The 24,241-nt window shown below is 69.8% G+C and carries 22 protein-coding genes; 12 read left to right on the top strand and 10 right to left on the bottom strand.

The genetic code is table 11. The features are described 5' to 3' along the window. Positions 1-146: 146 nt before the first annotated feature. From GH747_RS21065 to GH747_RS21035, 7 genes are all read right to left on the bottom strand, one after another. Positions 147-1,217 carry an NAD-dependent epimerase/dehydratase family protein gene (locus GH747_RS21065; protein WP_149771596.1) on the bottom strand — a complete coding sequence of 357 codons (1,071 nt, stop codon included), beginning with the start codon at positions 1,215-1,217 and terminating at the stop codon, positions 147-149. A gap of 68 nt (positions 1,218-1,285) precedes the next feature. Continuing rightward, a complete protein-coding gene (locus tag GH747_RS21060; RefSeq protein WP_149771595.1) occupies positions 1,286-1,777 on the bottom strand; it encodes an SHOCT domain-containing protein in 492 nt (163 codons plus the stop codon). Positions 1,778-2,019: 242 nt separating this feature from the next. Continuing rightward, positions 2,020-3,000, bottom strand: coding sequence for a phosphotriesterase family protein (locus GH747_RS21055; RefSeq protein ID WP_205603055.1), 981 nt, complete (start codon positions 2,998-3,000; stop codon positions 2,020-2,022). Next, entirely contained in the window at positions 2,997-4,022 is a 1,026-nt protein-coding gene (locus GH747_RS21050; protein ID WP_149771594.1) for a DctP family TRAP transporter solute-binding subunit, read from the bottom strand. Before GH747_RS21050 ends, GH747_RS21055 begins: the two co-directional genes overlap by 4 nt. A 1-nt stretch (position 4,023) precedes the next feature. Then, positions 4,024-4,977 carry a shikimate dehydrogenase gene (locus GH747_RS21045; protein WP_149771593.1) on the bottom strand — a complete coding sequence of 318 codons (954 nt, stop codon included), beginning with the start codon at positions 4,975-4,977 and terminating at the stop codon, positions 4,024-4,026. Continuing rightward, the gene (locus tag GH747_RS21040) at positions 4,974-6,248 is read right to left on the bottom strand and encodes a TRAP transporter large permease (protein WP_149771592.1); all 1,275 of its coding nucleotides are present in this window, start codon (positions 6,246-6,248) and stop codon (positions 4,974-4,976) included. Before GH747_RS21040 ends, GH747_RS21045 begins: the two co-directional genes overlap by 4 nt. Then, entirely contained in the window at positions 6,245-6,823 is a 579-nt protein-coding gene (locus GH747_RS21035) for a TRAP transporter small permease (RefSeq protein WP_163695870.1), read from the bottom strand. The genes GH747_RS21040 and GH747_RS21035 overlap by 4 nt, the downstream gene beginning before the upstream one ends. A gap of 79 nt (positions 6,824-6,902) precedes the next feature. On the opposite strand from GH747_RS21035, the gene GH747_RS21030 reads away from it, so the two are divergent. Beyond that, positions 6,903-7,898 carry a LacI family DNA-binding transcriptional regulator gene (locus tag GH747_RS21030; RefSeq protein ID WP_149771590.1) on the top strand — a complete coding sequence of 332 codons (996 nt, stop codon included), beginning with the start codon at positions 6,903-6,905 and terminating at the stop codon, positions 7,896-7,898. 26 nt (positions 7,899-7,924) lie between these two features. On the opposite strand, the gene GH747_RS21025 is transcribed toward GH747_RS21030, so the two are convergent. After that, positions 7,925-9,703, bottom strand: coding sequence for a bifunctional sugar phosphate isomerase/epimerase/4-hydroxyphenylpyruvate dioxygenase family protein (locus GH747_RS21025; RefSeq protein WP_149771589.1), 1,779 nt, complete (start codon positions 9,701-9,703; stop codon positions 7,925-7,927). Positions 9,704-9,786: 83 nt separating this feature from the next. Here GH747_RS21025 and GH747_RS21020 point away from each other — a divergent pair, with 83 nt between their 5' ends. From GH747_RS21020 to GH747_RS21000, 5 genes are all read left to right on the top strand, one after another. After that, the gene (locus tag GH747_RS21020; protein ID WP_228553033.1) at positions 9,787-10,428 is read left to right on the top strand and encodes a TetR/AcrR family transcriptional regulator; all 642 of its coding nucleotides are present in this window, start codon (positions 9,787-9,789) and stop codon (positions 10,426-10,428) included. 359 nt (positions 10,429-10,787) lie between these two features. After that, on the top strand, positions 10,788-12,524 hold the full coding sequence (locus GH747_RS21015; RefSeq protein ID WP_149771587.1) for a family 43 glycosylhydrolase: 1,737 nt from the start codon (positions 10,788-10,790) through the stop codon (positions 12,522-12,524). A 43-nt stretch (positions 12,525-12,567) separates the two neighbouring features. Then, positions 12,568-15,027: a hypothetical protein gene (locus tag GH747_RS21010; RefSeq protein ID WP_149771586.1), complete on the top strand. Its 2,460-nt coding sequence runs from the start codon at positions 12,568-12,570 to the stop codon at positions 15,025-15,027. Beyond that, a complete protein-coding gene (locus GH747_RS21005; RefSeq protein WP_149771585.1) occupies positions 15,027-16,889 on the top strand; it encodes an FG-GAP repeat domain-containing protein in 1,863 nt (620 codons plus the stop codon). Before GH747_RS21010 ends, GH747_RS21005 begins: the two co-directional genes overlap by 1 nt. A gap of 5 nt (positions 16,890-16,894) precedes the next feature. Beyond that, on the top strand, positions 16,895-17,302 hold the full coding sequence (locus tag GH747_RS21000; RefSeq protein WP_149771584.1) for a RidA family protein: 408 nt from the start codon (positions 16,895-16,897) through the stop codon (positions 17,300-17,302). Positions 17,303-17,406: 104 nt separating this feature from the next. Here the strand turns inward: GH747_RS21000 and GH747_RS20995 are convergent, their stop codons facing one another. Together GH747_RS20995 and GH747_RS20990 are read right to left on the bottom strand one after the other, a co-directional pair. After that, entirely contained in the window at positions 17,407-18,348 is a 942-nt protein-coding gene (locus GH747_RS20995; protein ID WP_149771583.1) for a sugar kinase, read from the bottom strand. After that, on the bottom strand, positions 18,345-18,983 hold the full coding sequence (locus tag GH747_RS20990) for a bifunctional 4-hydroxy-2-oxoglutarate aldolase/2-dehydro-3-deoxy-phosphogluconate aldolase (RefSeq protein WP_149771582.1): 639 nt from the start codon (positions 18,981-18,983) through the stop codon (positions 18,345-18,347). Before GH747_RS20990 ends, GH747_RS20995 begins: the two co-directional genes overlap by 4 nt. Positions 18,984-19,114: 131 nt before the next feature. Here GH747_RS20990 and GH747_RS20985 point away from each other — a divergent pair, with 131 nt between their 5' ends. The 6 genes from GH747_RS20985 to GH747_RS20960 are packed head-to-tail and all read left to right on the top strand — an operon-like array spanning position 19,115 to position 24,191. Next, the gene (locus GH747_RS20985) at positions 19,115-19,936 is read left to right on the top strand and encodes an IclR family transcriptional regulator (protein WP_149771581.1); all 822 of its coding nucleotides are present in this window, start codon (positions 19,115-19,117) and stop codon (positions 19,934-19,936) included. A gap of 50 nt (positions 19,937-19,986) precedes the next feature. Further along, positions 19,987-20,724 (top strand): creatininase family protein, encoded by a 738-nt coding sequence (locus tag GH747_RS20980; RefSeq protein ID WP_228553032.1) that lies wholly within the window; start codon positions 19,987-19,989, stop codon positions 20,722-20,724. Continuing rightward, complete coding sequence (locus GH747_RS20975) at positions 20,721-21,482, top strand: amidohydrolase family protein (protein ID WP_149771580.1); 762 nt, start codon at positions 20,721-20,723, stop codon at positions 21,480-21,482. Before GH747_RS20980 ends, GH747_RS20975 begins: the two co-directional genes overlap by 4 nt. After that, positions 21,479-22,585 (top strand): mandelate racemase/muconate lactonizing enzyme family protein, encoded by a 1,107-nt coding sequence (locus GH747_RS20970; protein WP_149771579.1) that lies wholly within the window; start codon positions 21,479-21,481, stop codon positions 22,583-22,585. The genes GH747_RS20975 and GH747_RS20970 overlap by 4 nt, the downstream gene beginning before the upstream one ends. Beyond that, on the top strand, positions 22,582-23,463 hold the full coding sequence (locus GH747_RS20965; protein ID WP_149771578.1) for an amidohydrolase family protein: 882 nt from the start codon (positions 22,582-22,584) through the stop codon (positions 23,461-23,463). Before GH747_RS20970 ends, GH747_RS20965 begins: the two co-directional genes overlap by 4 nt. Beyond that, positions 23,460-24,191: an amidohydrolase family protein gene (locus GH747_RS20960; RefSeq protein WP_149771577.1), complete on the top strand. Its 732-nt coding sequence runs from the start codon at positions 23,460-23,462 to the stop codon at positions 24,189-24,191. The genes GH747_RS20965 and GH747_RS20960 overlap by 4 nt, the downstream gene beginning before the upstream one ends. Positions 24,192-24,241 lie beyond the last annotated feature (50 nt).

Raw genomic sequence — 24,241 nt, 5'->3', positions numbered from 1 at the left:
GACCCACGCGTCGGCCGCCTGTATAGCAGTGATTTCATCAGGCAGCCAAGGGCGAATCGCGGGGCGCTAGCGCACCCTGTGTCGCTATGTGTGGTTTTGTCGGAAATGACGTGGCGCCGTCCTGGCGGGCAGAAATGTGACCTACGTCACGCCCGCGCGGAAGCGCGCTCGCGCCTTCGAGACCGGCCCGCCAGCCAGCCGTCGAAGTGGTCGAGGATCGTCTCCTCGGCCGGCCGGTACGCGATCCCCAGCTCCGCGACGCTGCGGCTGTTGTCCACCGCGAACCGGATGCCGAGGTGCTTGGCGATGTAGTCCGGGGTGAGGCCGAAGCGGGGCCCCAGCACCCGCACCGCAGCATCGGGCACCGGGTGCCGTGGGATGAGGACCCGGCGGCGGTGACGGCTCCGGATGATGCGCGCCATCTCGAGGAACGACAGCATCTCCGGGCGCGCCACGATGTAGCGGCCGTGCGCGTCGTCGGTCTCTGCTGCACGGACGTGCGCGGCGGCGACGTCCCGCACGTCGGCGACGGTGAAGCTGAAGTCGGGTGCCCCGTAGAAGAAGTAGCCGCTCATCAGCTCGTTCATCAGGAAGAGGCTGCCGGAGTCGGACGGGCCGCTGATCGAGGGGCCGAGGACGAGACCGGGGTTGATGCAGACGAGGGACCACCGGTCCTGCGCACGGGCCGCCTCCCACGCGAGGAGCTCCGCCTGCGTCTTCGCGTAGTGGTACGGGTTGTTCTCGAGCGTGCTGGTCTCGTTGACGTACTCCTCGCGCAGCGTCTTGTCCTTCATCGCGAGCACGTCGACGTAGTCGCCGAAGATCGCCCCGACCGTGGAGGTGAGCACCAGGCGCTCGACGCTCGGCGTGGCGTTGACGGCGTCGAGCACGTTGCGGGTGCCGATGGTCGCCGGGTCGAGCACGTCGCGACGGCCGTCCTTGATCTGCTCGGGCATCAGGAACGGGCTCGCGACGTGGAACACGCGGGTGCAGCCGGCCATCGCTGCCGTGAAGGCGCCGTCGTCGAGGAGGTCCGCCTCGAACACCTCGAGCGTGCCGCGACGGCCCGCGGCGAGCGTACGGAGGGGGTCGACCTTGTCGGTGCGGCTCAGGTCTCTCACGCTCGCGCGGACGGCGTACCCGGCGTCGAGCAGCTGCGCGACGAGGTGGCTCGCGATGAAGCCGCTGCCGCCGGTCACGAGCACCGTGTCAGTCATGGGCGCACGATAGCGGCCGGACCACCTCCGCCGGTCGGGGCCGGAGTGCTGGCCCGGATCGAGACCCGTCAGATCGAGTCGAGGATCGCGGCGCGGCGCTGGGCGTACTCGTCCTCGCTCACCAGTCCCTGCGCCTTCAGCTCCGTGAGGTCTCGCAGACGCTCCCGCGGGGTCCGCGCGGGCGCAGCCTGCTGAACGTCGCTCGGGTCCCGATCGCGCAGGTTGGCCGCGAGGTACGTGGCGTCGAGGCCGTCGTCGCTCAGCAGTGTCATCGCCGCCGCCTTGTCCGGGTCCATGCCGGACCTGCGGGCGATGTCGCGGGCCATGCTCACCTTGTAGGCGGTGATGCCCAGGACGACGACACCCGCGATGAGGGCGAGCGCCAGGACCACCCCGACCCCGCCGTCGGAGCTCGCGTCGAACGGGTCGCCGTCCTGCACGTAGCACTGCGGCGGGTGGCAGTCCAGCTGGTCCTCGATGGTCTCTGCCGACGCGGGCCCGACGAGGCCGAGGACGAGGAACGAGACGGCGAGCACCAGGGCGCCGACGATGCGCTTCATGGCCGAACAGTACTGATGCGGCGGTCCACGGATCGTCGCACCGCGTGACCGTCTCGCCCGGCGCCGATTCCGACCACCGAGCGACGGATGCAGGCGTCGCTCGGTGGTCGTAACCAGCGCTGGGTGACTCGCGGTGCGGGCTGGTGACTCGCGTTGCGGGAAGGGTGACTCGCGGTGCGGAGAGCGTGACTCGCGGTGCGGAGAGCGTGACTCGCGGGGCGGGAAGGGTGACTCGCGGGCGGTCAGTGCGGGGCCAGCAGCCGTGCCGGGTTCACGACAAGCATCTGGTGCAGGTCGTCCTCGGCGGCACCCCCTTCGCGCAGCATCGGCACGATCCGGCGATGCAGGTTCTCCATGTGCCAGTTCGGGACGTGCACGGCACGCCAGCTCGGCGGCGTGACACGGCTGAAGAACGCGGCGTCGTGCGACAGCACCATCCGGTCGGCGTACCCGAGGTCCAGCAGCGCCAGCACCGTGCGTACGCGGCTCTCGTCGTCGAGCACGTGCTCCATCCCGAAGCGGTCCATGCCCAGCGTCGCGCCGGCGTCGGCGAGCTCGCGGAGGTACGACAGGTCCTCCGAGTCGCCGCAGTGCCCGACGATGATGCGATCGGGCTCGACCCCGTGACGACCGAGGAACGCGAGCTGGTCGCGCCCGCTCTGCGACGGCGCGTGCGTGTGGGTCGTGATCGGGACGCCGGTCTGCTGGTGCGCGACCGCAGCCGCCGTCATCACCCGTGTCACGTCAGGTGTGAACCCTGCGCGGTCGGTCACGACCTTGAGCATCCCCGCGCGCACGCCGGTGCCCGCGATGCCGTCCTCGATGTCGGCGACGAATATCTCCACCAGCGGGTCGGGCCGGTCGATCAGGAGGCCGGGGCCGTGGGTGTGGAAGTACGGCGGCAGCACGTCCGCCGTGTAGTAGCCGGTCGACGCGACCAGCTGGACCCGTGACCGAGCCGCGACCTGCGACACCCGCGCCACGTCGCGACCGAGGCCGAGCACGGTGAGGTCCACCACTGTGCGTACGCCGAGGTCGAACAGGCGGTCGAGGCCGGCAACGGCCGACTCGACCGCTGCGGCCTCGTCCCACTCGGGGTGGGGGAAGTTCAGGTCGAGCTCCGGGTGCCCCACGAACACGTGCTCGTGGATGAGCGTGACGCCGAGGTCGGACGCCTCGACGGGGCCCCTGAACGTCTGGACCTCCCCCACCACCGCCGTCATCCAGCCGTGCCTCGGATCGCCTCGTACACGGCCAGCTGCTCGTCGTTGAAGTTCTCCCGCAGGTACGTGTCGGCCTGCGTCCGGAACGCGTCGACGTCCACGTCGTCGACGACCTCCAGCGATCCGCTCTCGGCCCAGGCGTCGAGCGTCTTCTGCTCGTCCTCCTCGACACAGCCCGGCACCTGCTCGACGGCCTTGTCGACGGCCGCCTGGAGTGCGTCCTGCTGCTCGTCGGACAGCTCGTCCCAGACCTTTCCGATGATGACGAGGTTGGAGTTGGCCTGGTGCGACGACATGCTGATGTAGTCCTGGACCTCGTCGAGGCTGATCGCCTCGATGTTGACGATCGGGTTCTCCTGTCCGTCGACCGTGCCCTGCTGCAGCGCGAGGAACAGCTCCTCGTACGCGACCTCGGTGGCGTTGGCGCCGAGCGCCTTGGCGTTCATCAGGAACTGCGGCGACGCGGGGAAGCGCATGCGCAGCCCGTCGAGGTCGTCCGGGTTGCGGATCGGCTCGTTGGCGGTGAACTGCCGCATGCCGGCGGACCACGCGCCGAGCGTCCCGACGCCGGTCGCCTCCTTGAAGCCGTCGAGGACCTCGTCAGACGCGTCGTCGTCGAAGAAGCGGGCCAGGTGGTCGGCGTCGTCGAACGCGTACGCCGCGTCGAGCACGGCCACCGGCTCGTACACGGCACCGAGGGCGGAGGCGCCCTGGATGTCCATGTCGATGTCGCCGGAGACGACCGAGCTGATGCGGTCGGCATCGCCTCCGAGCGTGCTGTTGGCATGGACCGTGACCGTGAGGCCGACGTCGGCGTTCGCGACCTCGTCGGCGATCACCTGGGCGCCGCACCGGTGCTGCGGCTGGTTCTCGGTGTAGCTGTGCGCGAGCGTCAGCTCACGCTCGGTGGAGTCGCCACCGCCTCCTCCTTCGTCGTCGCCGCCGCACGCCGTGAGGGCGAGCATCGGGACGACTGCGCAGGCGGCGATCGACACGGTGCGTAGGAGCTTTCGAGCAGACATTTCAGTGGTTCCTTTCTCCGGAGGACTCCCGAGACCGATGGGTGGTGGAAGCGACGTCCGCGTCGGTGGACGAGTCGGTCTCGGCCGAGACCAGCTCGTCGAAGTCGCGGAACATCTCCTCGCGGTGAGCAGTCCTCCCTGTGAGGAGCTCGAAGGTGTCGGCGGCCTGGTGGACCGCCATCCCGGCACCGCTGAGGGTCGGGCAACCGTGTGCTCGCGCGGTACGGAGCAGCTCGGTGACCAGGGGTCGGTAGACGATGTCGGCTACCCAGCGCTGAGGTGTCAGCAGGTCGTCGGGCACGGGCGTCCCGGGGTGGTGCGCCATCCCGACCGGGGTGGCGTTGACGAGGCCGCTCGCGTCGGTGAGGGCGTCGGCGAGCGCCTCGGGGCCGTCGACGGCGACCTCGACCTCGGGAGCCGTACGCGCGAGGGTGTCGCGGAGTGCTTCGGCGCGGGCCCGGTCGGGGTCGACGAGGTGCAGGCGACCGGCGCCGAGGTCCACGAGGGCGTCGGCCACCGCGGTGCCGGCGCCGCCCGCGCCGAGGAGGACGACGGCACCGAGGTCCGCGCCGGGAAGACCCTCGCGGAAGGCGCGCGCGAACCCGGTCACGTCGGTGTTGTAGGCCCGTGTCACGCCGTCGCGGACGAGGACGGTGTTGAGCGCCCCGATGCGCTCGACCTCGGCGGACCGCTCGTCGACGAGCGGCAGCATCGTCCGCTTGATCGGATGGGTGATGTTGAGGCCGTCGAACCCGAGCTCGACCGCGGCGGCGAGCAGGCCGCGGAGGTGGTCGACGCTGAGCCTGTCGCCCTCGAGGTCGACCGTCTTGTAGACGTAGCGCAGCCCGTGGCGCTGAGCCTCGCGCTCGTGCATCTCGGGGGTGAGCGACGGCTTGACCCCGTGCCCGAGCAGCCCGACCAGGACCGAGCGGTCGGTGCCGCGTGGCGCGCTCACAGCCCGAGCTCCTTCGGGAGGTACAGGATCGCGTCGGGCCAGAAGATGATCGCGAAGCACAGTGCGAGCAGCGGGATCATGAACGGCAGCGACCCCCAGAACACCTCGGCCATCCGTGCCTTCGCGATCGCCTGCAGGACGAAGGTCACGGTGCCGACGGGCGGGGTGAGCAGGCCGATCATCTGCGACAGGATCATGAGGACGCCGAGCGCGATCGGGTCGACGCCGTACGCCGCGCTGATCGGCAGCAGGATCGGGACGGTCAGCGTCAGCACCGCGATCGCGTCGAGCGCGGTCCCCAGAACGAGCGACAGCAGCAGCACCAGCAGCAGGAACACGGTCGCGTCGTCGGTGAAGTCGAGCACCCACGTCGAGATGTGCTGGGGCACCTGCTCGCGGGCGAAGATGTAGCCGAGGAGGTTGGCCGAGGCGACGATGAGCATGATCGCACCGGTCGTGAGGACGGCCTCGGTGAGAACCTTCGGCATGTCGCGCAGCCGGAGCGTGCGGTACACGAAGCCGAGGATCAGCATGTACGCCGCGCCGACCGCGGCAGCCTCCGTCGGGGTGAAGAAGCCGCCGAGGATGCCGCCCAGGATCACGACGGGAGCGCCGAGCGGGGCGATCACGCGCTTGCCGGTCTCCCAGACGCGCGGCCAGCTGAACTCCGTGCGCTGGATGTTCGGGTCACGCCGTACCCAGAAGAACACGACGATGCAGAGCCCGAGTGCCATCAGCAGCGCGGGAACGACCGACGCCGCGAACAGCGCGCCCGTCGAGACGGCGGCAAGGCCCGCGTAGATCACCGCGGGGATGCTCGGCGGCATCACCGGCGCGATGAGCGAGGCGGCGCCGGTGACGCCGAGTGCGAACTTCTTCGAGTAGCCGCTGCGCAGCATCGCGGGGATCTGGAGCTTGCCGAGCGCGGCGGCGTCGGCGACCGCGGAGCCGCTCATCCAGGAGAAGCCGACGCTGACGCCGACGCTGACGTAGCCGAGGCTGCCGCGGACGCGGCCGAGGAGGGCGAGCGCGAAGTCGAAGAGGCGGTCGGCGATGCCTGCGTGGTTCGCGAGGCACCCGAGCAGGATGAACAGTGGGACCGCGAGCAGCGGGAAGCTCGCCGTCGACTGCGCCACGAGGCGCAGCGCGAGTCCGAGCGACTGGTCGTTGGTGAGGAGATAGAGGAGCGACGGCCCGATGAACGCGAACGCGATCGGGACGCGGATCACCAGCAGGAGCGTGATCAGGAGGCAGAGGACGAGGAGGCTCATGCGACCGGAGCCTCCGCATCGGCGTAGTCGTCGCGCGGGACGCCGAGGACGGCGTACTGCACGGCGGCGATCGTGGCGCGCAGCGCGGTGCTCACGAAGCCGATCATCGAGATCGCGTAGAACCACGACATCGGCATCTGCATCGCCGGTGACTTGACGATCCCCTGCTCCTGCACGAGGGACCACGACGCGAGAGTGAGCACGACGCCGATCGCGGCGACGATCACGCAGGACAGCACGCGCACGAACCTGCGTACGAGGTCGTTGTCGACCGTGTCGATCATCTCGATCGCGATGTGCGAGTCGGTGGTCACCAGCACGCCCGCGACGACGAAGGTCAGCCACACCAGGCAGAAGCGGGCGAGCTCGCCGGTCCACGGCCAGCCCTCGAACGGCAGGTAGCGCTGGAGCGCCTGCGCGAGCACCAGGAAGAAGATCAGGAGGAGCGCGGCGATGCCGATCGCGAGCTCGATCGCGGTGAGCGTGCGGGTCGTCCGCGAGAGCCACCGCGGGGGCTGCGTGAACAGCTCCTGGAGTCGCGCGGGGCCACGCGGCGTGGGTGTGGCGTGGGTCATAGCAGGCGAACCTAGAGAGGGTGGCAACCTGACGGCAAGCGGTTGCCATCTGGTTGCCAGATCGTGTTCCCTATGTGACATGGCCCACCCGACGATCTACGACGTCGCCGCTGCCGCCGGTGTCGCGACGTCGACGGTCTCACGTGCGTTCTCGACGCCGACGCGTGTCAGCGCCCATACGCGAGAGCGCGTCCTGGCCGCCGCGGCCGAACTCGGCTACCGCCCGAACCCGCACGCGCGAGCCCTGTTCTCGGGGCGTCACCACACGGTCGCCATGGTGGTCTCCGACATCACCAACCCGCACTACTTCGAGCTCATCCGCGGAGCGGAGCTGCGGGCGAAGGCGTCCGAGTACACGCTCGTGCTGGTCAACGCGGAGGAGTCGCCGCGGATCGAGTACGACCAGATCCAGCGCCTGGTCAGCTCGGTCGACGGCTTCGTCCTTGCCGCGAGCCGTCTCCCCGACGAGAACCTCGAGCAGATCGCGTCCCAGCGGCCCGTCGTGCTGATGAACCGGGAGCTCCCTGGGATCCCGAGCGTCGTGCTGGACCACGTCCAGGGCTGCCGCCAGATCGTCGAGCACCTGGTGTCGCTCGGGCACCGGCACCTCGTCTACCTCGCGGGACCGCGCAACTCGTGGATGGCGGCGACGCGGTGGTCGGCGCTGCGGACGGCGGCCGAGGGCCACGGGATCCGGATGGAGCGTGTCGGCCCGTTCACCCCGAAGGTGTCGCAGGGCGGCGCGGCAGCCGACGGTGCTCTCACCACGAACGCGACCGCGATCGTCGCGCACAACGACCTGCTGGCCATCGGCGTGGTGCAACGCCTCGCGCAGCGCGGTGTGCGGGTCCCGGAGGACGTGAGCGTGCTCGGCTTCGACAACATCTTCGCCTCGGACCTGTGCACGCCGAGCCTGACGACCCTCGGAGGGGCGCACGTCGAGGTCGGCCGTGCCGCGGTGGAGATACTGCTCGACATGGCGACGCCGAACGGCAAGACCCGTACGCCGCCGCGCGTCCTGCTGCCCACCGAGCTGGTGCTGCGGGGATCGACCGGAGCGGCACCGAGCGCCTGACCGGTTGACGCTGCTCGCGGGACGGCTCAGCGTTGTGCCGCGAGGCGCACGGGAGCGTCGGCGGCGGCGCCGTACCCGTCGTACGCCTCGCGTCGCTCGACGAACTCGAAGAAGACGTCGCCCAGAGTGCGTGTGTAGAAGTGCACGAACCCGCCGTCGGCGTCCTGGTCGTACAGCAGGTCGAGCGAGCGCAGCTCCGCGACGAACGCCTCGTCGAGCGCGAAGCGAGCGCGCAGGTCGTCGTAGTAGTTGTCCGGCACCGGGAGGAAGGACAGCCCGCGCTCCCGTGCCGTGCGCGCGAGTCCGACGACGTCGTCCGACGTGAACGCGACGTGCTGCGTGCGCCCTTCCTCGGCCTGCGGCTCGACGTTGAGCGGGAGGCGCACGCACCCGTCCGGGGTGCGCATCACCTGGCTGCGGACCAGGCCGCGCGGGCTCGCCACCTCGCGCGGCGGCTCGGACTCCAGGCCGAGGACGCTCTGGTAGAACAGCACCGCCTCGTCGAAGTCCTGCCATCGCTGAGTGATGTTCACGTGGTCGATCGATCGGGCGACGTCGGCCCGTCCGGGGTCGCCGTAGGTGAACTCGTCGAGCCACCGCGGATCCGGTCCGTTGTCGTTGAAGAGGATCTGCATGCCGTCGGGCGCGGCGGTCGCCGGCAGGTCCTGCTCGCCGGCGTGCGTCTGCCGGAACACCGGGGGAGCGGCGAGCTCGCGGGCGCGGGCGAGCGCGGCGTCGGCGTCGGCGACCTCGAGCCCGAACGCAGCCAGGTGGGTCGGCCGGTCGTTGCCGCGCTGCTCGTTGAGGATCACCCGCGCACGCCCGGAGGACCAGAGTCGCACCGGCTTCGTCCGGTGCCGCCCGCGGAACGTGAACCCGAGCTGCTCCAGCACGAGGTCGATCTCGTCGAGGGCTGATCCGCGCAGCTCGACGAAGTCGAACGCCTGCGGGGGAGTGATCTCGGTCAGGTGGTGCGTCGCGTCGGAGACGCCGGGCCGGCGGACCTGGTCGGCGAGCCACACCAGCGAGCGGTGGGCGTGCGCGGCCGTACGGCGTACGTCGGTCTGGCGGAAGACGTCGTTGAACACCTCGAGCGACAGCGGGCCCGTGTATCCGGCAGCGAGCACGTGACCGAGGAACGCCGTCAGGTCGAAGCTGCCCTCCCCGGGGAACAGCCGGTGGTGACGGCTCCACGAGAGGACGTCCATGGTGAGGGCGGGCGCGTCGGCGAGCTGGAGGAAGAAGATCTTGTCGCCCGGGATCTTCTCGATGTCGCTGGGGTCGTGGCCGCGCGACAGGATGTGGAACGAGTCGAGGCAGACGCCGACGTTCGGGTGGTCGGCTCGCTCGACGATCCGCCACGCCCGCCGGTAGTCGTCGACGTACTTCCCCCAGGCGAGCGCCTCGAACGCGATGCGCACCCCGTACGACGAGGCGAGCTCGCCGAGCGCGCGGAGCTGGCGTGCGGACACGTCGTCGGAGTCGATCGTGGCGGTCGCGACGTTGCTGCACACGAGCACCAGGTCCATGCCGAGGCGTTGCATCAGCTGGAACTTGGTCTCTGCGCGGCGCATGTTGTCGGCGAAGAGGTCGTCGTCCACGCCCTCGAAGTCGCGGAACGGCTGGTAGAGGTCGAGCGTGAGCCCGAGGCGTGCCGCGAGCGTGCGGATCTCCTCAGGCGACTCGTACGCGGTCACGAGGTCGGGCTCGAAGATCTCGACGCCGTCGAAGCCGGCTTCGGCGCAGGCGTGGAGCTTGGGGACGAGGCTTCCGCTGATGCAGACGGTGGCGATCGACGTACGCACGCCGTGAACGTACCATTTAGTACATTGACTCGCCAGGGGTCGAACGCCCGAGAGAACGGCCTCTGCTCGATAGGGTGGTGCCCGTGGCTGACCAGGTCCTCAAACGGCGCGACGCCGAGCGCACGAAGGCCGAGATCCTCGAGGTGGCCACGCAGGCGTTCGCCGAGGACGGCTACTCCGGTGCCCGCGTCGACGAGATCGCGGAGCGCACCCGGACGACGAAGCGGATGATCTACTACTACTTCGGCGGCAAGGAGCAGCTCTACCTCGCGGTCCTCGAGCACGCGTACCGAGGGATCCGCGAGGCCGAGGAGCGGCTCGAGGTCGGCGACCTCGGTCCCGTGGACGCCGTCCGGCGGTTGGCCGAGCTGACCTACGACCATCACGTCGAGCACCAGGCCTTCATGCGTCTGGTCGCCATCGAGAACATCCACCGTGGCGAGGGCGTACGCAAGCTGGAGGTGCTCCGCGACCTCGGCAAGCCGGCGATGGAGGTCCTCGAGTCGATCCTCGACCGGGGGATCGCCGACGGGGTGTTCCGCGCGGACGTCGACGCCCTCGACGTGCACCTGCTGATCAGCTCGTACTGCGTGTTCCAGGTCGCCAACCAGTACACGTTCGGCTACCTGTTCGACGTCGACCTGCTCGCCGACGGCACGCGGCCGAGGCTGCGCGCGATGATCGGCGACGTCGTCGTCGCGTGGTTGGCGGCGCCCGGGCGCTGAGCCCCGCCCGCCTCGCGTCCTTCCCGCTGGTCGACGCTTCCCTCCCGCTGGTCGGCGCTCCCTTCCCGCTGGTCGGCGCTCCCTTCCCGCTGGTCGGCGCTCCCTTCCCGCTGGTCGAGGCGCGAAGCGATCGAGACCCCGCTGGTCGACGCTTCCTTCCCGCTGGTCGAGGCGCGAAGCGATCGAGACCCCTCCCCGCGCTTCGGCGCTGATCCGGCGACCCCAGACCCTTGCCAGGGTGCAACGCGGGGTGCCATTGTTATCGCACGGTAAGTGGAAGATATTTCCAGAATACCGAAAGATATCCTGTCGAACCCCGCTCCGCGACACCGTCGCGTCGGCTGATCGAAGGAGTTGCCATGGCGAAGAGGACGCTCGTACGAAGGGTGGTCACCGTGCTCGCAGGGATGGCCGCCGTCATCCTGGCGATCGCGCCGGCGCACGCGCTGGAGGTGCCCAAGTCGCTCATCGCCGAGGACTTCCCCGATCCCGACATCGTGAAGGTCGGCAACACCTGGTACGCCTACGCGACCAACAACTACCGGCACGTGCCCGTCGCGAGCGCGCCCACCATCGACGGACCCTGGACGGTCCGGGGCGACGCGATGCCTGGCGGTCCGTCCCCCAGCTGGGCGCAGGCAGGGGCGACCTGGGCGCCAGACGTCCACGCCAACCCCGACGGGTCCCTCACGATGACCTACACGGCGCGCCACGCCGCGTCGGGCAGACAGTGCATCGGAGTCGCGACCGCGTCGTCGGCCCTCGGTCCGTTCACGCCCGTCGGGGGAGGGCCGTTGATCTGCCCGCTCTCCCAGGGCGGTGCGATCGACGCCAACACCTTCGTCGCAGCCAACGGCACGCGCTACCTGCTCTGGAAGAACGATGGCAACGCGGTCGGGCAGACGTCGACGCTGTGGCTGAGCCAGACGACGAGCAACGGTACGGCGCTGGTCGGCGGTGCGACCGCCCTGATCACCACGCCTGCCGGCACCGTCATCGAGGCGCCGGACCTCGTGCAACGTGGCAGCTCGTTCGCGTTGGTCTACTCGGCCGGCGGCTACGGCGGTTGCGGCTACTCCACGTACTACTCCTCGGCACCCAGCCTCAACGGACCGTGGGCGACCGGCCAGGTGCTGATGACGCAGGGGAACTCCGGGATCTGCGGGCCGGGCGGTGGCGACGTCGTCACCGCCGCCGACGGCCTCACCGGCGGCGACAAGTTCGTCTTCCACGGATGGGTGAACGGCGCGCGCCACATGTACTCGATCGACCTGTCGTGGTCCGGGACGACACCCGTGCAGGGTGGGAAGCGCGCGTCGTCGCTCGACGGCGACATGCGCTCCGAGATCGCCTACGTCGAGGCGTCGGGCGACGTGCGGGCGTGGCACAACGACGGTGGGTTCCTCGCGGGTCCGTACGGCGACTCGAGGGTCATCGCCAGCGGGTACGACCCTGCGAGGCTGCGGTTCGCCGATCTCGACGACGACGGCAAGGCGGAGATGATCCACATCCAGGTGGACGGTCAGATCCGCGCCTTCCACAACGACGGCGGGTTCGCGGCGTCCCCGTTCGGACAGTCGCACGTCATCGCGGCCGGATTCGCCGACCCCTCGCGCGTCCGCTTCGCCGACCTGGACGACGACGGCCGGGCCGAGCTGATCCAGTTCCAGAGCAACGGTGACGTCTGGGCGTGGCACAACGACGGCGCGTTCTCCGCGTCGCCGTACGGCAACTCGGTCGTCATCGCGACGGGGTTCACGCCCGAGCGTACGAACTTCGCCGACCTGGACGCCGACGGCCGCGCGGAGATCACTCTCGTCCAGCCGAACGGTGACGTCTGGGCCTGGCACAACGACGGTGGATTCTCGTCCTCCCCGTACGGGATGTCGGTCGTCGTCGCAGACGGCTTCACCGACCCGTCCCGTCTGCGCTTCGCCGATCTCGACGACGACGGACGCGCCGAGGTGGCGATCATCCTCGCAGGCGGCGACGTCCGCGCCTGGCACAACGACGGCGGGTTCGCGGTACGGCCGTACGGCAGCTCCGTCGTGATCGCGGGCGGGTTCACGGACCCTTCGCGCACCTTCTTCATCTGAGCGAGCGACAACCCAACCAGAAGTTCGACGCAGGGAGGCTGGCATGACCGACGTATCCAGACGACGCATTCTCCAACTCACCGGTGGTGTGGCGGCGGGGGGTGCTCTCGTCGTGGCCGCACCACGGGCGCTCGTCCCCGAAGCCGAGGCCGACACGTTCGTGTCGACCGCGCTGGGTCCGGGCAGCCCGGAGCCCAACGTCGACCGCGCCAAGCACTGGTGGCTGCCGCAACGCAACGTGTGGACGCCGATCGGCTGGAAGGGGCATCTCTTCCGCTTCAACTCGATCTACAACGGTGCGCTCATCTGCGACCCGAGCTGGGTGATCGCCGCGAAGCCGAACACGCAGCCGTACTTCGGCAAGAACTTCCAGCTCACGGTCGTCATGCCCAAGCGTGAGGGCGGGTTCCCGGCGTTCCCGACGTCCGTGCACGAGGTGTGGGACGACGATCTCGGGTTCCGGAAGCAGGGCTGGGACGAGGACCGCGACGCGCCTCTTCTCTGGACCGAGTACCGCCGGCAGGAGGGGCTGATCATCCGGCAGAGCGTCTTCGGGCACATCCCCGGTGGCGGCGACGTCGAGACCGCGGTCGAGCCCATCTACGCGTGGGTCCGTTTCGAGGTCGTGTACGTCGATCCCGTGAAGGCGCCGAAGGACTTCACGTTCCAGCTGTGGCTGAGCAAGGCCTACATGAAGCCACGCGGACCGTACGAGCAGGAGAACGGCGTACCCCTGACCGTCGTCCCCGACGAGGCCCCGATCGAGGGCGGGTTGACGATGCAGCGCGTCTGGAACCCGTCCGGCAAGGCGATCACGGTGCCGATCACCGACAAGGACGGCAAAGTCCGGCTCATGGTGACGACCGCCGAGAAGGGCACCATCGCCATGGAGAAGAACTCCGGCCGGGACGGCGTGTACGACCTGCGCCTCGGCCTGCCCGTCGAGGTCGGTGCGCACGTCGACCTGCAGATCCCGATGCTCCCGCAGCCGCTCGCCGACGTGAAGGCCGAGATCGCTCCCGGGCGCGAGGCGGTGCTCGCCGAGTGCGAGGCCTACTGGCGGCAGCGGGAGAGCACCGTCGCGACGGTCAAGACCCCAGAGAACTACGTCAACCAGGTCATCAGGCGAGGGCCGCAGCTGGCCGAGGTCGTCGCGGAGAAGAGCCCCGACACCGGGCTGTTCTCGTTCCTCTCCGGCTCCTACGCGTACGACGTCCTCTGGAGCACGCCGACGTCGATGGTCAGCCACATGTTCCTCGACCGGCTCGGCTACCACGACGTCGTCGAGAAGCACGCCGAGATCTACATGGTGACGCAGGGCACCCGCAAGCCGCCGAGCTCGGTGTTCCCTGAGGGGTCGTACCCCGGCTACCTCTCGACTCCCAAGACGCTCCAGTCCATCGACTGGATGAGCGACCACGGCGCGATCCTCGAGATCCTCAGCACGCACGCGATCGTCACAGACCGCCGGGACTTCATCGACCGGTGGATCGAACCGATCGTGAAGGCGTGCGACTACATCGTCGACGCGTGCGGTCGGACCAACCACGACGGCGTGAAGGGGATCATGCCGCCCGGCCACTCGACCGACGAGGGCGTCGAGACGCAGGGCTTCATCGCGCAGTGCTTCACCTACAAGGGCCTGCGTACGGCCATCGACCTGCTGACCCGCGAGAACCACCCGAGGGCGGCGGAGTTCGCCGCGTTCGCCGACGGCTTCAAGCGCACGTTCGTCGACGCCGTCCACGCTCTCGCGGACCGCTCGAAGAAGTGGACCGACGAGGACGGCAAGGAGTGGCCGGTCTTCCCGCCGCAGTTCTCCGGCACGGGTGTGTGGGACGACTTCACAATGCTCGACACCGGCGCGCTGATGTCGGTCTGGGCTGGCCTGATGCCGGCTTCGGACCCGCTGATGAGGTCGTTCGTCGAGTTCTTCCGGGTCGGACCCAACACGAAGCTGTTCGATCCGGTGCACCACTCCGCTCTCTACCGAGCGGTCCTCGACCACGAGCAGTCGTCGAGCGAGCCCTGCTACAGCTGGAACATGTTCCACAACTGGGAGCTCGGTGACCGTGACCGCTACCTGGAGGGGATGTACGGCCTGCTCGTCGGCGGCCTGTCTCAGGACACCTACATCTCGAGCGAGCACCGCCACGCCATCTACGGCAACCTGTTCAGCCACCCGATCGTGGTGTGGTCGGTCCTGCACGCGGTGATCGACGACTCGCTCTCGCCACAGGACCTCCACCTGATGCGGATGTGCCCCAACGAGTGGCTCTCGTCCGAGGAGAAGACCGAGTTCCTGAAGGTGCCGACCAAGTTCGGGCAGGTCGATCTCTCGTTCAAGCTGTCCGGCGACGGACGCACGCTCGACGTCAGCTGGAAGGGCCGCTGGCACCACCAGCCCCGCAAGGTCATCCTTCACGGCGTCCCGGGTTCGGGCGTCAAGTGGGTCAAGGTCAACGGTCGCAAGTACCGCGCGCAGGAGAGGATCGTCCTCTGATGTCCAGGAAGTCAATCACCCGTCTGGGGGCGCTGACCACGGCGCTGCTCATCGGACTCACCGGCACGCAGGCGGTCGAGGCGTCGGCCGCGCCGCGCGACGGACGCGACTCTCGGGCGAAGGTCCGTCCGCACCCGAAGGCGAAGCCGACCTGGAACGCCGCGAAGCTGCGGTCGCCCGCCGACCGCAAGAAGGCGAAGGGCAAGTCCGCGCAGGACGCTGCTCCCCAGCAGGACCTGGCGAAGGCGCTCGCCGCGGCTTCCCTGCCACCCGACGTCACCGGCGACGGCCGAGCCGACCTCGTGGCACAGATGTCCGCGCCGGACGCGGGTGCTCTCCGCATCTACGACCACAACGGCTCGACCACCTCCAACCCGTGGACGGGGGCGTTCCGGACGACCACCACGCGATGGGACTTCGCCGACCTGGCCGTTCTCGCCGACCTCACCGGCGACGCCCTGGACGACCTCATCGTGCGAGACCCGGGGGCGGACGGTGGAACGCTCTGGGTCTACCCGAACAACGGGGACCCGGCCGACCCGTGGACGACGCGGGTGCACGCGGGCACGGGCTGGAACCTCGCTGACACCATCCGGGTCGGAGACGTCACGCGGGACGGCAACGCCGACCTGCTCGTCCGCGACCCGTCCAACTCCGGTGGCACGCTCTGGGTCTACCGCGGCAACGGGTCGACCACCTCCAACCCGTGGACGACCTCACCGATCTGGTCGGGCACCGGCTGGAACCTCGCGAACGCGTTGATGCTCGGAGACGCGACCGGCGACGGCAATCCCGACATCGTCGCGCGCGACGGCAGCGGGAACATCCTCGTGTACCCCCACAACGGCGCGACCACCTCGAACTTCTGGACCTCGATCATCACCGGGGTCAGCGGGTTCGGGCTCGGTGATCGGCTCGAGCTGGGCGACGTGACCGGCGACGACAGGCCCGACATCCTCGCGCGGTCGGAGACGGGGTCGCTGAAGGTGCACCCAGGCCTGGGGACCACGCCCGGGAGCATGTGGTCGGCCTCGACGAGCTTCCCGGCGGGCACGGGCTTCACCTACGCGACCGGCCTGCTGCTCGGCGACGTCGACGGCGACGGCTCGCCGGAGCTCGCGGGGCGGCTCGGCAAGGGACAGAGCCTGTTCGTGCTGCCGAACAACGGTTCCACCACCGGCAACCCGTGGACGTCGCTGCGCGCCGCGGGCGAGGAGTGGGGGTTCGCCTCGCGCATCCTGGTCGACGACGTGAACGGAGACTCCCGGCAGGATCTTCTGGTTCTCGACCGGGCAGCGGCCAACGGCACGCTGTGGATCTACCTCAACAACGGTGCGACGACCGGGAACCCCTGGCCGACCCGGTACTTCGCCGGCACGGGCTGGAACATCTTCAACATGCTCGTGGCAGGTGACGTCACCGGCGACGGGAAGACCGACATCGTCGGACGGCAGCCGGGTGGCGACCTGTATGCCTACCCGGGCAACGGAGTGACCACCGGGTTCCCGTGGGACTCGCGGGTGTGGGTCGGGAGCAACTGGCAGTACGCGTCGCACCTCGCCCTGCACGACATCGACACCGACGGCTACGCCGATCTCGTCGACCTCGAGAACGACGGTTCGCTGTGGGTCTTCCCGACCGCGACCGGGGATCCGATCGCCGTCGACGGGGACTGGTCGGGCGTCACCTCGCTCGACGTCGCCTTCGTCGACGGGACGCCGAACCCCGACCTCGTCGTCCGTGACTCGTCGGGCTCCGTGTGGATCCATCCGGGGAACGGCGCGACCGCGGCCAACCCGTGGACGACTGCACGCCGCTTCGGTGGCAACGGGTTCGAGTCGGCCGTCTCGTTCGGGATGTGAGGGGCGTGAGCCAGCGCAAGGAGAGCGTCGCCACGCCGCAGGCACCTGCACCGCGCGGGTGGTACTCCCAGGCCGTCGTCGTCGGCGACCTCGTCGTCACGGCCGGTTTCGGTCCGGTCGACCCGGAGACCCGTGAGCTGGTCGGCGGCGACGACGTCGCGGAGCAGACCCGGCAGACGCTGCGCAACGTCGCGGCGGCGCTCGCTGCTGCGGGGGCGGATCTGCAGGACACGGTGAAGGTCACTGCCCACCTCGCGGACATCGAGCGGGACTGGGACGGGTTCGACGCCGCGTACCGGGAGTTCTTCACCGAGCCCTTGCCCGTACGGACGACCGCGGGGTCGGAGCTGGGCGGGATCCTGGTCGAGATCGATGTGATGGCCGTGAAGGGCAGCGGCGCAGCCGCTGTCTGACCTCTGACCCAGGTGGCGCCGCCCCACGCGGGATGCGCCACCTGGGTCGACCCGCGTCTAGACCCCTGCGACTCGCAGCCCTGCGCCGTACGCGGCGGTGCTGCTCACCGCACGACCTCACCTGGCGTCACGTCGAGAAGCGCGAGCTCCTCCCGTGTCGGAAGTCCCTCCCAGTCGCCTCGGGAGGCGACGGCGAACGCACCGACGGTGTTCGCGCGCTGGAGCCGGTCGGGTTCGGGCAGGCCGTCGAGCAGGCCCGACAGGTAGCCGGCCACGAACGCGTCGCCGGCCCCGATGACGTCGACAGCACGCACCCGGCGCGCGGGGGAGCGGACGACGCCGTCGGCCGTGTAGGACGTCGCGCCGTCCGATCCCTGCTTCACGACGACCGCTCGTGCTCCGGCGGCGAGGAGCTGTCCTGCCTGCTCGGCGATCGTCCCGCTCGGGGCGACGAGGCCGAGCTCGTCCTCCGACGCGATGACGACGTCGACCAGGTCGATCACGCTCGACAGGGCGGTGCGAGCCGTGTCGGCGGACCACAGCCGGCTCCGGTGGTTGACGTCGAGCGACACCACTGCTCCGCACTCGCGTGCGAGTCGCGCTGCTGTGCGTACCGCGTCGGCTGCTGTCTCGCTGAGCGCCAGCGTCACGCCTGTGAGGTGGACGATGCGTGGCGAGCCTTGAGCGAACGCGACGGCGACATCGTCTCCCGACACCGTGCTGCCAGCGGAGCCGCGCCGGTGGTAGTCCACGCGCGCGACTCCTGCGACGCGGTTCTCGAAGACGACGATCCCCGTCGGCTCGTCACCCCGACGGATGCTCGAGACGTCGACGCCCTCGGCCCTGAGCGTCCGGACGACCAGCTCGCCGATCTGATCAGGCCCGACGACACCGACCCAGCTGGAGGAGTGGCCGAGTCGGGAGAGGCCGATCGCGACATTGCTCTCGGCGCCGGCGACTCCGAGCGCCATCGTGCCGCCGAGCTGCACCCGGCCCTCGCCCCGCAGGCATCCCATGGCTTCGCCGAGGGTGAGCACGTCAGTCATGCGTGGCCCTTCCAGGCGTCGGTGAGGGACCGCGCGTGGTCGCGTACGACGTCCCACTGCTCCGCGGCGACGCGTGCCTCGGAGACGAGCGCGCTGCCGATGCCGACACCGGCCGCCCCGGCTCCCGCGTACGCGCGAAGGTTTCCGGCGTCCACCCCTCCGGTGGGCAGGAGTGGGACGTCCGGCAGGGGGTCGCGGAGGGCGCGGAGATAGTCAGGGCCGCCGACCGCGGTGATCGGGAACACCTTCACCGTGTCTGCGCCGAGGAGCCAGGCGTTGTCGATCTCGGTCGGGGTGAGGGCGCCGCACGCGACCGGGATGTCGTGCGTGCGCGCGACCTCGAGCACGCCGGGAACAGTCGTGGGTGTCACGAGGAACGTCGCTCCGGCGGAGATCGCGGCTTCGGCCTGTGCAGGGGTGCGGACCGTCCCGACTCCCACGAGCGCCTCCGGGTGGCGCCGCCTCCAGCGCTCGACCGTCGCGTGCGCGTCCGGCGTCGTTGCCGTCACCTCGAGGTGCTCGACGCCGCCGGCGATGAGCGCGTCGACGAGCCTGTCGGGGGCCGGTCTGTCGCGGAGCCGGATGATGGCCACGACGCCGGTGATTCGTGAAGTCGCTGCCGGGGGAGTCGCCACGGCACACCTTCCTTCGATATTGCGAAAAAGCAATCGAGATATAGAATAATCTACCGGCGGGCCGTGGTGTCGACCAGTCTGCCCGCTGCAACGATGCACAGGCAATGGCGACGAGAGGCGAAGGTTGGTCCATGGATGATCGCAGCAAGTCAGCGGAGCGGCCCGCGTCGCCGGGTGTCGACCGGGCGCTCACGGTTCTCGAGTGCCTCGTCGAGGCCGACGAGGAGCTCACGCTGACGGCACTCGCCAAGGTCACGAACATTCCGCTCGCCACCTGCGCGAGCATCGTCTACACGCTCGAACAGCGCGGGTACGCCTCGCGACGTGTGGTGGGACGCAGCCACTTCTGGCGCCCGACGTTGCGCCTGTACGGACTCGCGAGCCAGCTCGTGCGCGACACCGACCTCTCGCGTGTCGCGACGGGTGAGATGCGAGCACTCGCCGACAGGCTCGGGATGCCTGTCCACATGGGCGTGCTCGACGGCCACTCGGTCGTGTACGTCGCCAAGGCAGCGACGCCGGGCTTCGTCCAGTTCGACACCTACTCCGGCAAGATCGCTCCCTTCAACCTCACGGCCCTCGGGCGCGCCATCGCGGCGTACCTCGACCCCGACGAGCTCGACCCGCTCCTCTCGAAGCTGACACCGGGCCGAGGCCCCAACGCGCCGAAGGGGGGCAAGAAGGCGTTCCGGGCCCTGTTGGAGACGGTGCGCGAGCAGGGGTACGCCGTTGAGCAGGAGGAGGAGCAGGCCGAGATCTCGTGCGTCGCTGCCCCGTTCTTCGGCATCGACGGGAGCGTGGCGGGTGCGCTCGGTGTGACGGGATTCGCCCGTGACCTCACACCGGATCAGATGCGTGTCGCCGCCGCCGGCCTGGTGGACCTGACCACGGAGGTCTCGCGTCGTCTCGGATGTCCGCCCGAGTCGTTGCCAAGCGTGGTCCCTGTCTCGTAATGTTCGTGTATCGAGAAACATTTCCGATATTTCGAGCATAGGAGCATGGTGTGGCCTCGATTGCCGCGCTCTGGGCGCACTCCGACCGCGAGAGACTCGCGCGCTGGTTGCCAGATGCGCTCGTCCTCGTGCCGATCGGCGCGACCGAGCAGCACGGGCCGCACCTTCCGACCGGCACCGACGCCCTCATCGCCGGCGAGGTCACGTGGCGTGCCGCCCAGCAGGCGGCCGGCCGCTCGACCCGCCCGTTGCTCGTCACTCCCACGCTGGAGCTGGGTGCGTCGGACCACCACCTCGCGTTCGGGGGCACCCTCTCCCTGAAGCCGGCCACCCTCCTCGCGGTCCTCGCGGACGTGCTCGGTTCGATCGCCACCCAGGGAGGGCGACGTGCTGTCCTCGTCAACGGTCACGGCGGCAACGTCGGCGTCTGCCATGCCGCGGCGGCCGACGCCGCGGTCTCGCTCGGGATCGCGGTCGGTCACCTGGACTACTGGCGTCTCGCCGGTCGTGAGGACGGGGTGTTCGTCCCCGGGCACGCCGGCGAGTTCGAGACCTCGCTGATGCAGGTGCTCCTCCCCGCCGGGGTCGGTACGCCACCGCCGCGGTCTGCAGCGCCGGCGCTCGTCGCGGTCGACGACGTCGACGTGCACACGACCGCGCTGTGGGCGTCGATCGACGGCTACACCGACCTTCCCGAGAAGGCGGACGAGGCGGCAGGGCAGCGCCGCCTCGACCACGTCGTCGAGCAGATGGCGAAGCGATTCCTCGACCTGGCGGAGGCACTGTGATCGACTTCCACACCCACACCCCCTCGTGGCGCACGAGCAGCTGGTTGGGGGGAGTGAGCTTCGGTGCTGACGAGTTCGTCGGGTTCATGGACGTCGCAGGGATCGAGCGGGCCGTGGTCCTCAGCCACGACGGACTGTTCGACCCGTCGCCCTCGACGAACGACGACCTCGCCGCCTTCGTCGCGGAGTTCCCGGACCGACTGCTCGGGTTCGGCACCGTCCACCCTCGACTCGAGGGCGCTCCGGAGGAGGTCGCACGCATGATGGGCCCGCTCGGGCTGCGCGGGCTCAAGCTCCACCCGTGGCTGCAGGGGTTCAGCATGCACGAGGCCAGCCTCGACCCGATCTGCGAGGTGCTCGCGGCGGAGGGAGGGATGCTCCTCAGCCACGACGGCACGCCTCCGTACTCGACGGCCGGCCAGATCGCGGCGCTCGCGCGACGGCACCCGACCCTCCCCGTCGTGCTCGGCCACGGCGGCCTGCACGACACGTGGCGCGAGGCGCTCACTCTGGTCAGCGAGACGGAGAACCTCTACCTCTGCATCTGCGGCACCCCGCCGTACGCCGCGCGCGAGATCCTGGCGAAGGCCCCACCGCACAAGGTCCTCTTCGGGACGGATGCCGGACTCTCCGACCGCGTCAGCCAGGACTACGCGGTGGCTCGGGTCCGGGAGATCGAAGGGTGGGGCATCACGCCCGAGCAGAAGCAGGCGATGCTCGTCGACAACCCGCGGGCGCTCCTCGACGGTGCCCGATGAGAGCGACCGTGGCCGCGGTGCACACCGCGCCGATGACGCTCGACGTGAATCCCGACCTGGTCGTACGGGGAGCCCGCGGAGTGCACGACCGCTCCGAGTTCCTGCTGGTGCGCGTCGTCACCAGCGACGGCGTCGAAGGATTCGGGGAAGTGAGTGCCACGCCGCTGTGGAGCGGCGAGGACGGGACGAGCGCCGACCACTTCGTCCGTACGAGGCTCGCGCCGGCGATCATCGGGCGCCCGCTCGCGTCCGTCGCCGACCTGGAAGACCGGATGGACCGTGTGCTCGCGGGCAACCCCTTCACCAAGGCCGGTGTGGCCACCGCGCTCTGGGACGCGTACGCCCGCACGCTCGACGTGCCGCTCGCGGTGGCGCTCGGCGGTCCCCGGCGCGAGACGGTCGATATCAAGCTCTCGTTGTCCGGAGACGGCGACGCCCTCGAGCCGATGGTCGCGGCCGCGAGGAAGCTGGGTTTCGACGCCTTCAAGGTGAAGGTCGGGCTCGAGGTCGCTGCTGACGTCGCGCGCGTCCGCACGGTGCGTGAGCTCGTCGGTCCCGACGTGTTCGTAGGAGCCGACGCGAACGGCGGGTGGAGCCGGTCCGATGCCTTCCGAGCGATCCCGCAGATCGCGGCCGCCGGAGCCGCGTTCATCGAGCAGCCCGTCGCACCCGGCGACCTCGACGGTCTTGCGGCCACGCGCCGACACGGTCTGCCCGTCGTCGCGGACGAGTCGGTGTTCGGGATGTCGGACCTCACTCGTCTCGTCCGTTCGGAGGCGGCGGACTGCGTGAGCCTGTACATCGGGAAGAGCGGCGGCCCGGGACGCGCTCTGGCCATGGGCAGCGTCGCCGCGGCGTTCGGGCTGGACGTGGTCATCGGTTCCAACGGCGAGTTCGGGCTGGGTGCTGCCGCCCAGCTGCACGTCGCGTGCGCGCTGCCTCGTCTGTCCGCCGACATCCCCTCGGACATCATCGGCGCCTTCTACTACCGCGAGGACGTGCTCGCGGACCCTCTCGACAGCGACGGCCGTACCGTCCGGCTGGGTGCCGGCGCAGGCCTCGGTGTCCGCCCCCGACCCGACCTGATCGAGGAGCTTCGATGATCGTCGACGTCCATGCCCACACCCCGACGCACCGCGAGTCGGTGCCCGAGTCGGAACGCAAGGTGTTCACGACCTGGCGCACCGACCGTCCCGTGGTGACCACCAACTCGTGGGCGGAGTTCGACACGGCGATGGAGGCGGCCGACGTCACGATCGTCTTCAACATCGCGGTCCCCGACCCGGAGGCCGCGACGGGGATACCTCATCCACCGGAGCGGACGAACGACGCGACCGCGGAGTTCGTCGCGCACGACCCGGCGCGGCGCATCGGCTTCATGTCCGTCGACCCCACCGAACCGGATGCGTTCGACGAGGCCGAGCGGTGTCGTGAGCTCGGGCTGGTCGGCGTGAAGCTCGGGCCGAACTACCAGAACTTCGACCCGCTCGGGGACGAGGCGCTCGCCTTCTACGCCTACTGCGAGAAGAACGCGCTCCCGATCGTCTTCCACCAGGGAGCGTCGCCGATCCGCGCCGCCCCGCTGCGCTACACGTACCCGCTCGTGACCGACGAGGTCGCCCTCCGGTTTCCCGAGCTGCGCATCGTGATGGCGCACATGGGCCATCCCTGGGGCAAGGAGACGGTCGTCACGATCCGCAAGCATCCGCACGTGTACGCCGACGTGTCGTCGATCTACCTGCGGCCATGGGTCTGCTACGAGTCGCTGCTGGCGGCCGTCGAGTGGGGCTGCACGCACAAGCTCCTGCTGGGCTCCGACTTCCCGATCGCCAACACGGGAGAGGCGATCGCCGGCCTTCGCGCGGTGAACACGATCCTGGAGGGGACGAGACTCCCGCGGGTCCCGAGCGAGCTCGTCGAGGGCATCATCCACGCCGACGCGCTCTCGGCGCTCGGCCTCTCGGTCGGAGCGCCAGCATGATCATCGATGCACACGTCCGCCTCGGGCGCGGACGCGAGGTCGTCCTCGAGCCCGAGGCGCTGATCACGTCGATGGACCGGCTCGGGATCGACAAGGCGCTCGTCGCACCGGACGAGCGGTGCATCGCCGTGGACGACCGTGAGGGCAACGACCGGGTTGCGGCTGCTGCCGCGGCGTCCGGCGGCCGGCTGATCCCCTACGCCGTCGCCAACCCGTGGCGTGGCGCCCGGGCGGTCGACGAGCTGCGGCGCGCCCGGGATGCAGGAGCGCGAGCGTTGTGCGTCGACAGTGTCCTCCAGGGCTTCGACCTGCTGGACGGCCTGCTCGATCCGTTGCTGGAGTTCGCCCGGGACGCAGGGTGGTTCGTCTACGTTCGGACCGGTACGCCGCCGAGCGCGCTCCCTCTCCCGCTGGCCAGTCTCGCCCGCCGCTTCCCTGACGTGGCCTTCGTGATGGGGCGGAGCGGCGCGACGGACTTCTGGATCGATGCCGCGCCTGCGTTGCGCTACGCCGGGAACCTCTTCGGAGACACGTGCTACGCCCCGTGGGACACGGTGCTTGCCGCGCTCGCCGCTGATCCAGAGATCGGGGCGTCGCGTCTGGTCTTCTCGACCGACTCGCCCTACACGGTGCCGGAGGCAGAGCTCAGCCGTGTGACGGACTGGCCTATTACCGACACCGAGCGCGCCGAGGTCCTCGGCGGGGTGGTCGGGCGCCTGCTCGGCTGACTCCGCACGGGACCGTTCCGGGGAATCCTTTCCACCCTCTTGTGGACCAC

The organism is Mumia xiangluensis (assembly GCF_010994095.1).
Lineage (GTDB): Bacteria > Actinomycetota > Actinomycetes > Propionibacteriales > Nocardioidaceae > Mumia > Mumia xiangluensis.
Note: the sequence above shows the minus strand (reverse complement) of the source record. Positions and strands in the feature narration are given on the sequence as shown.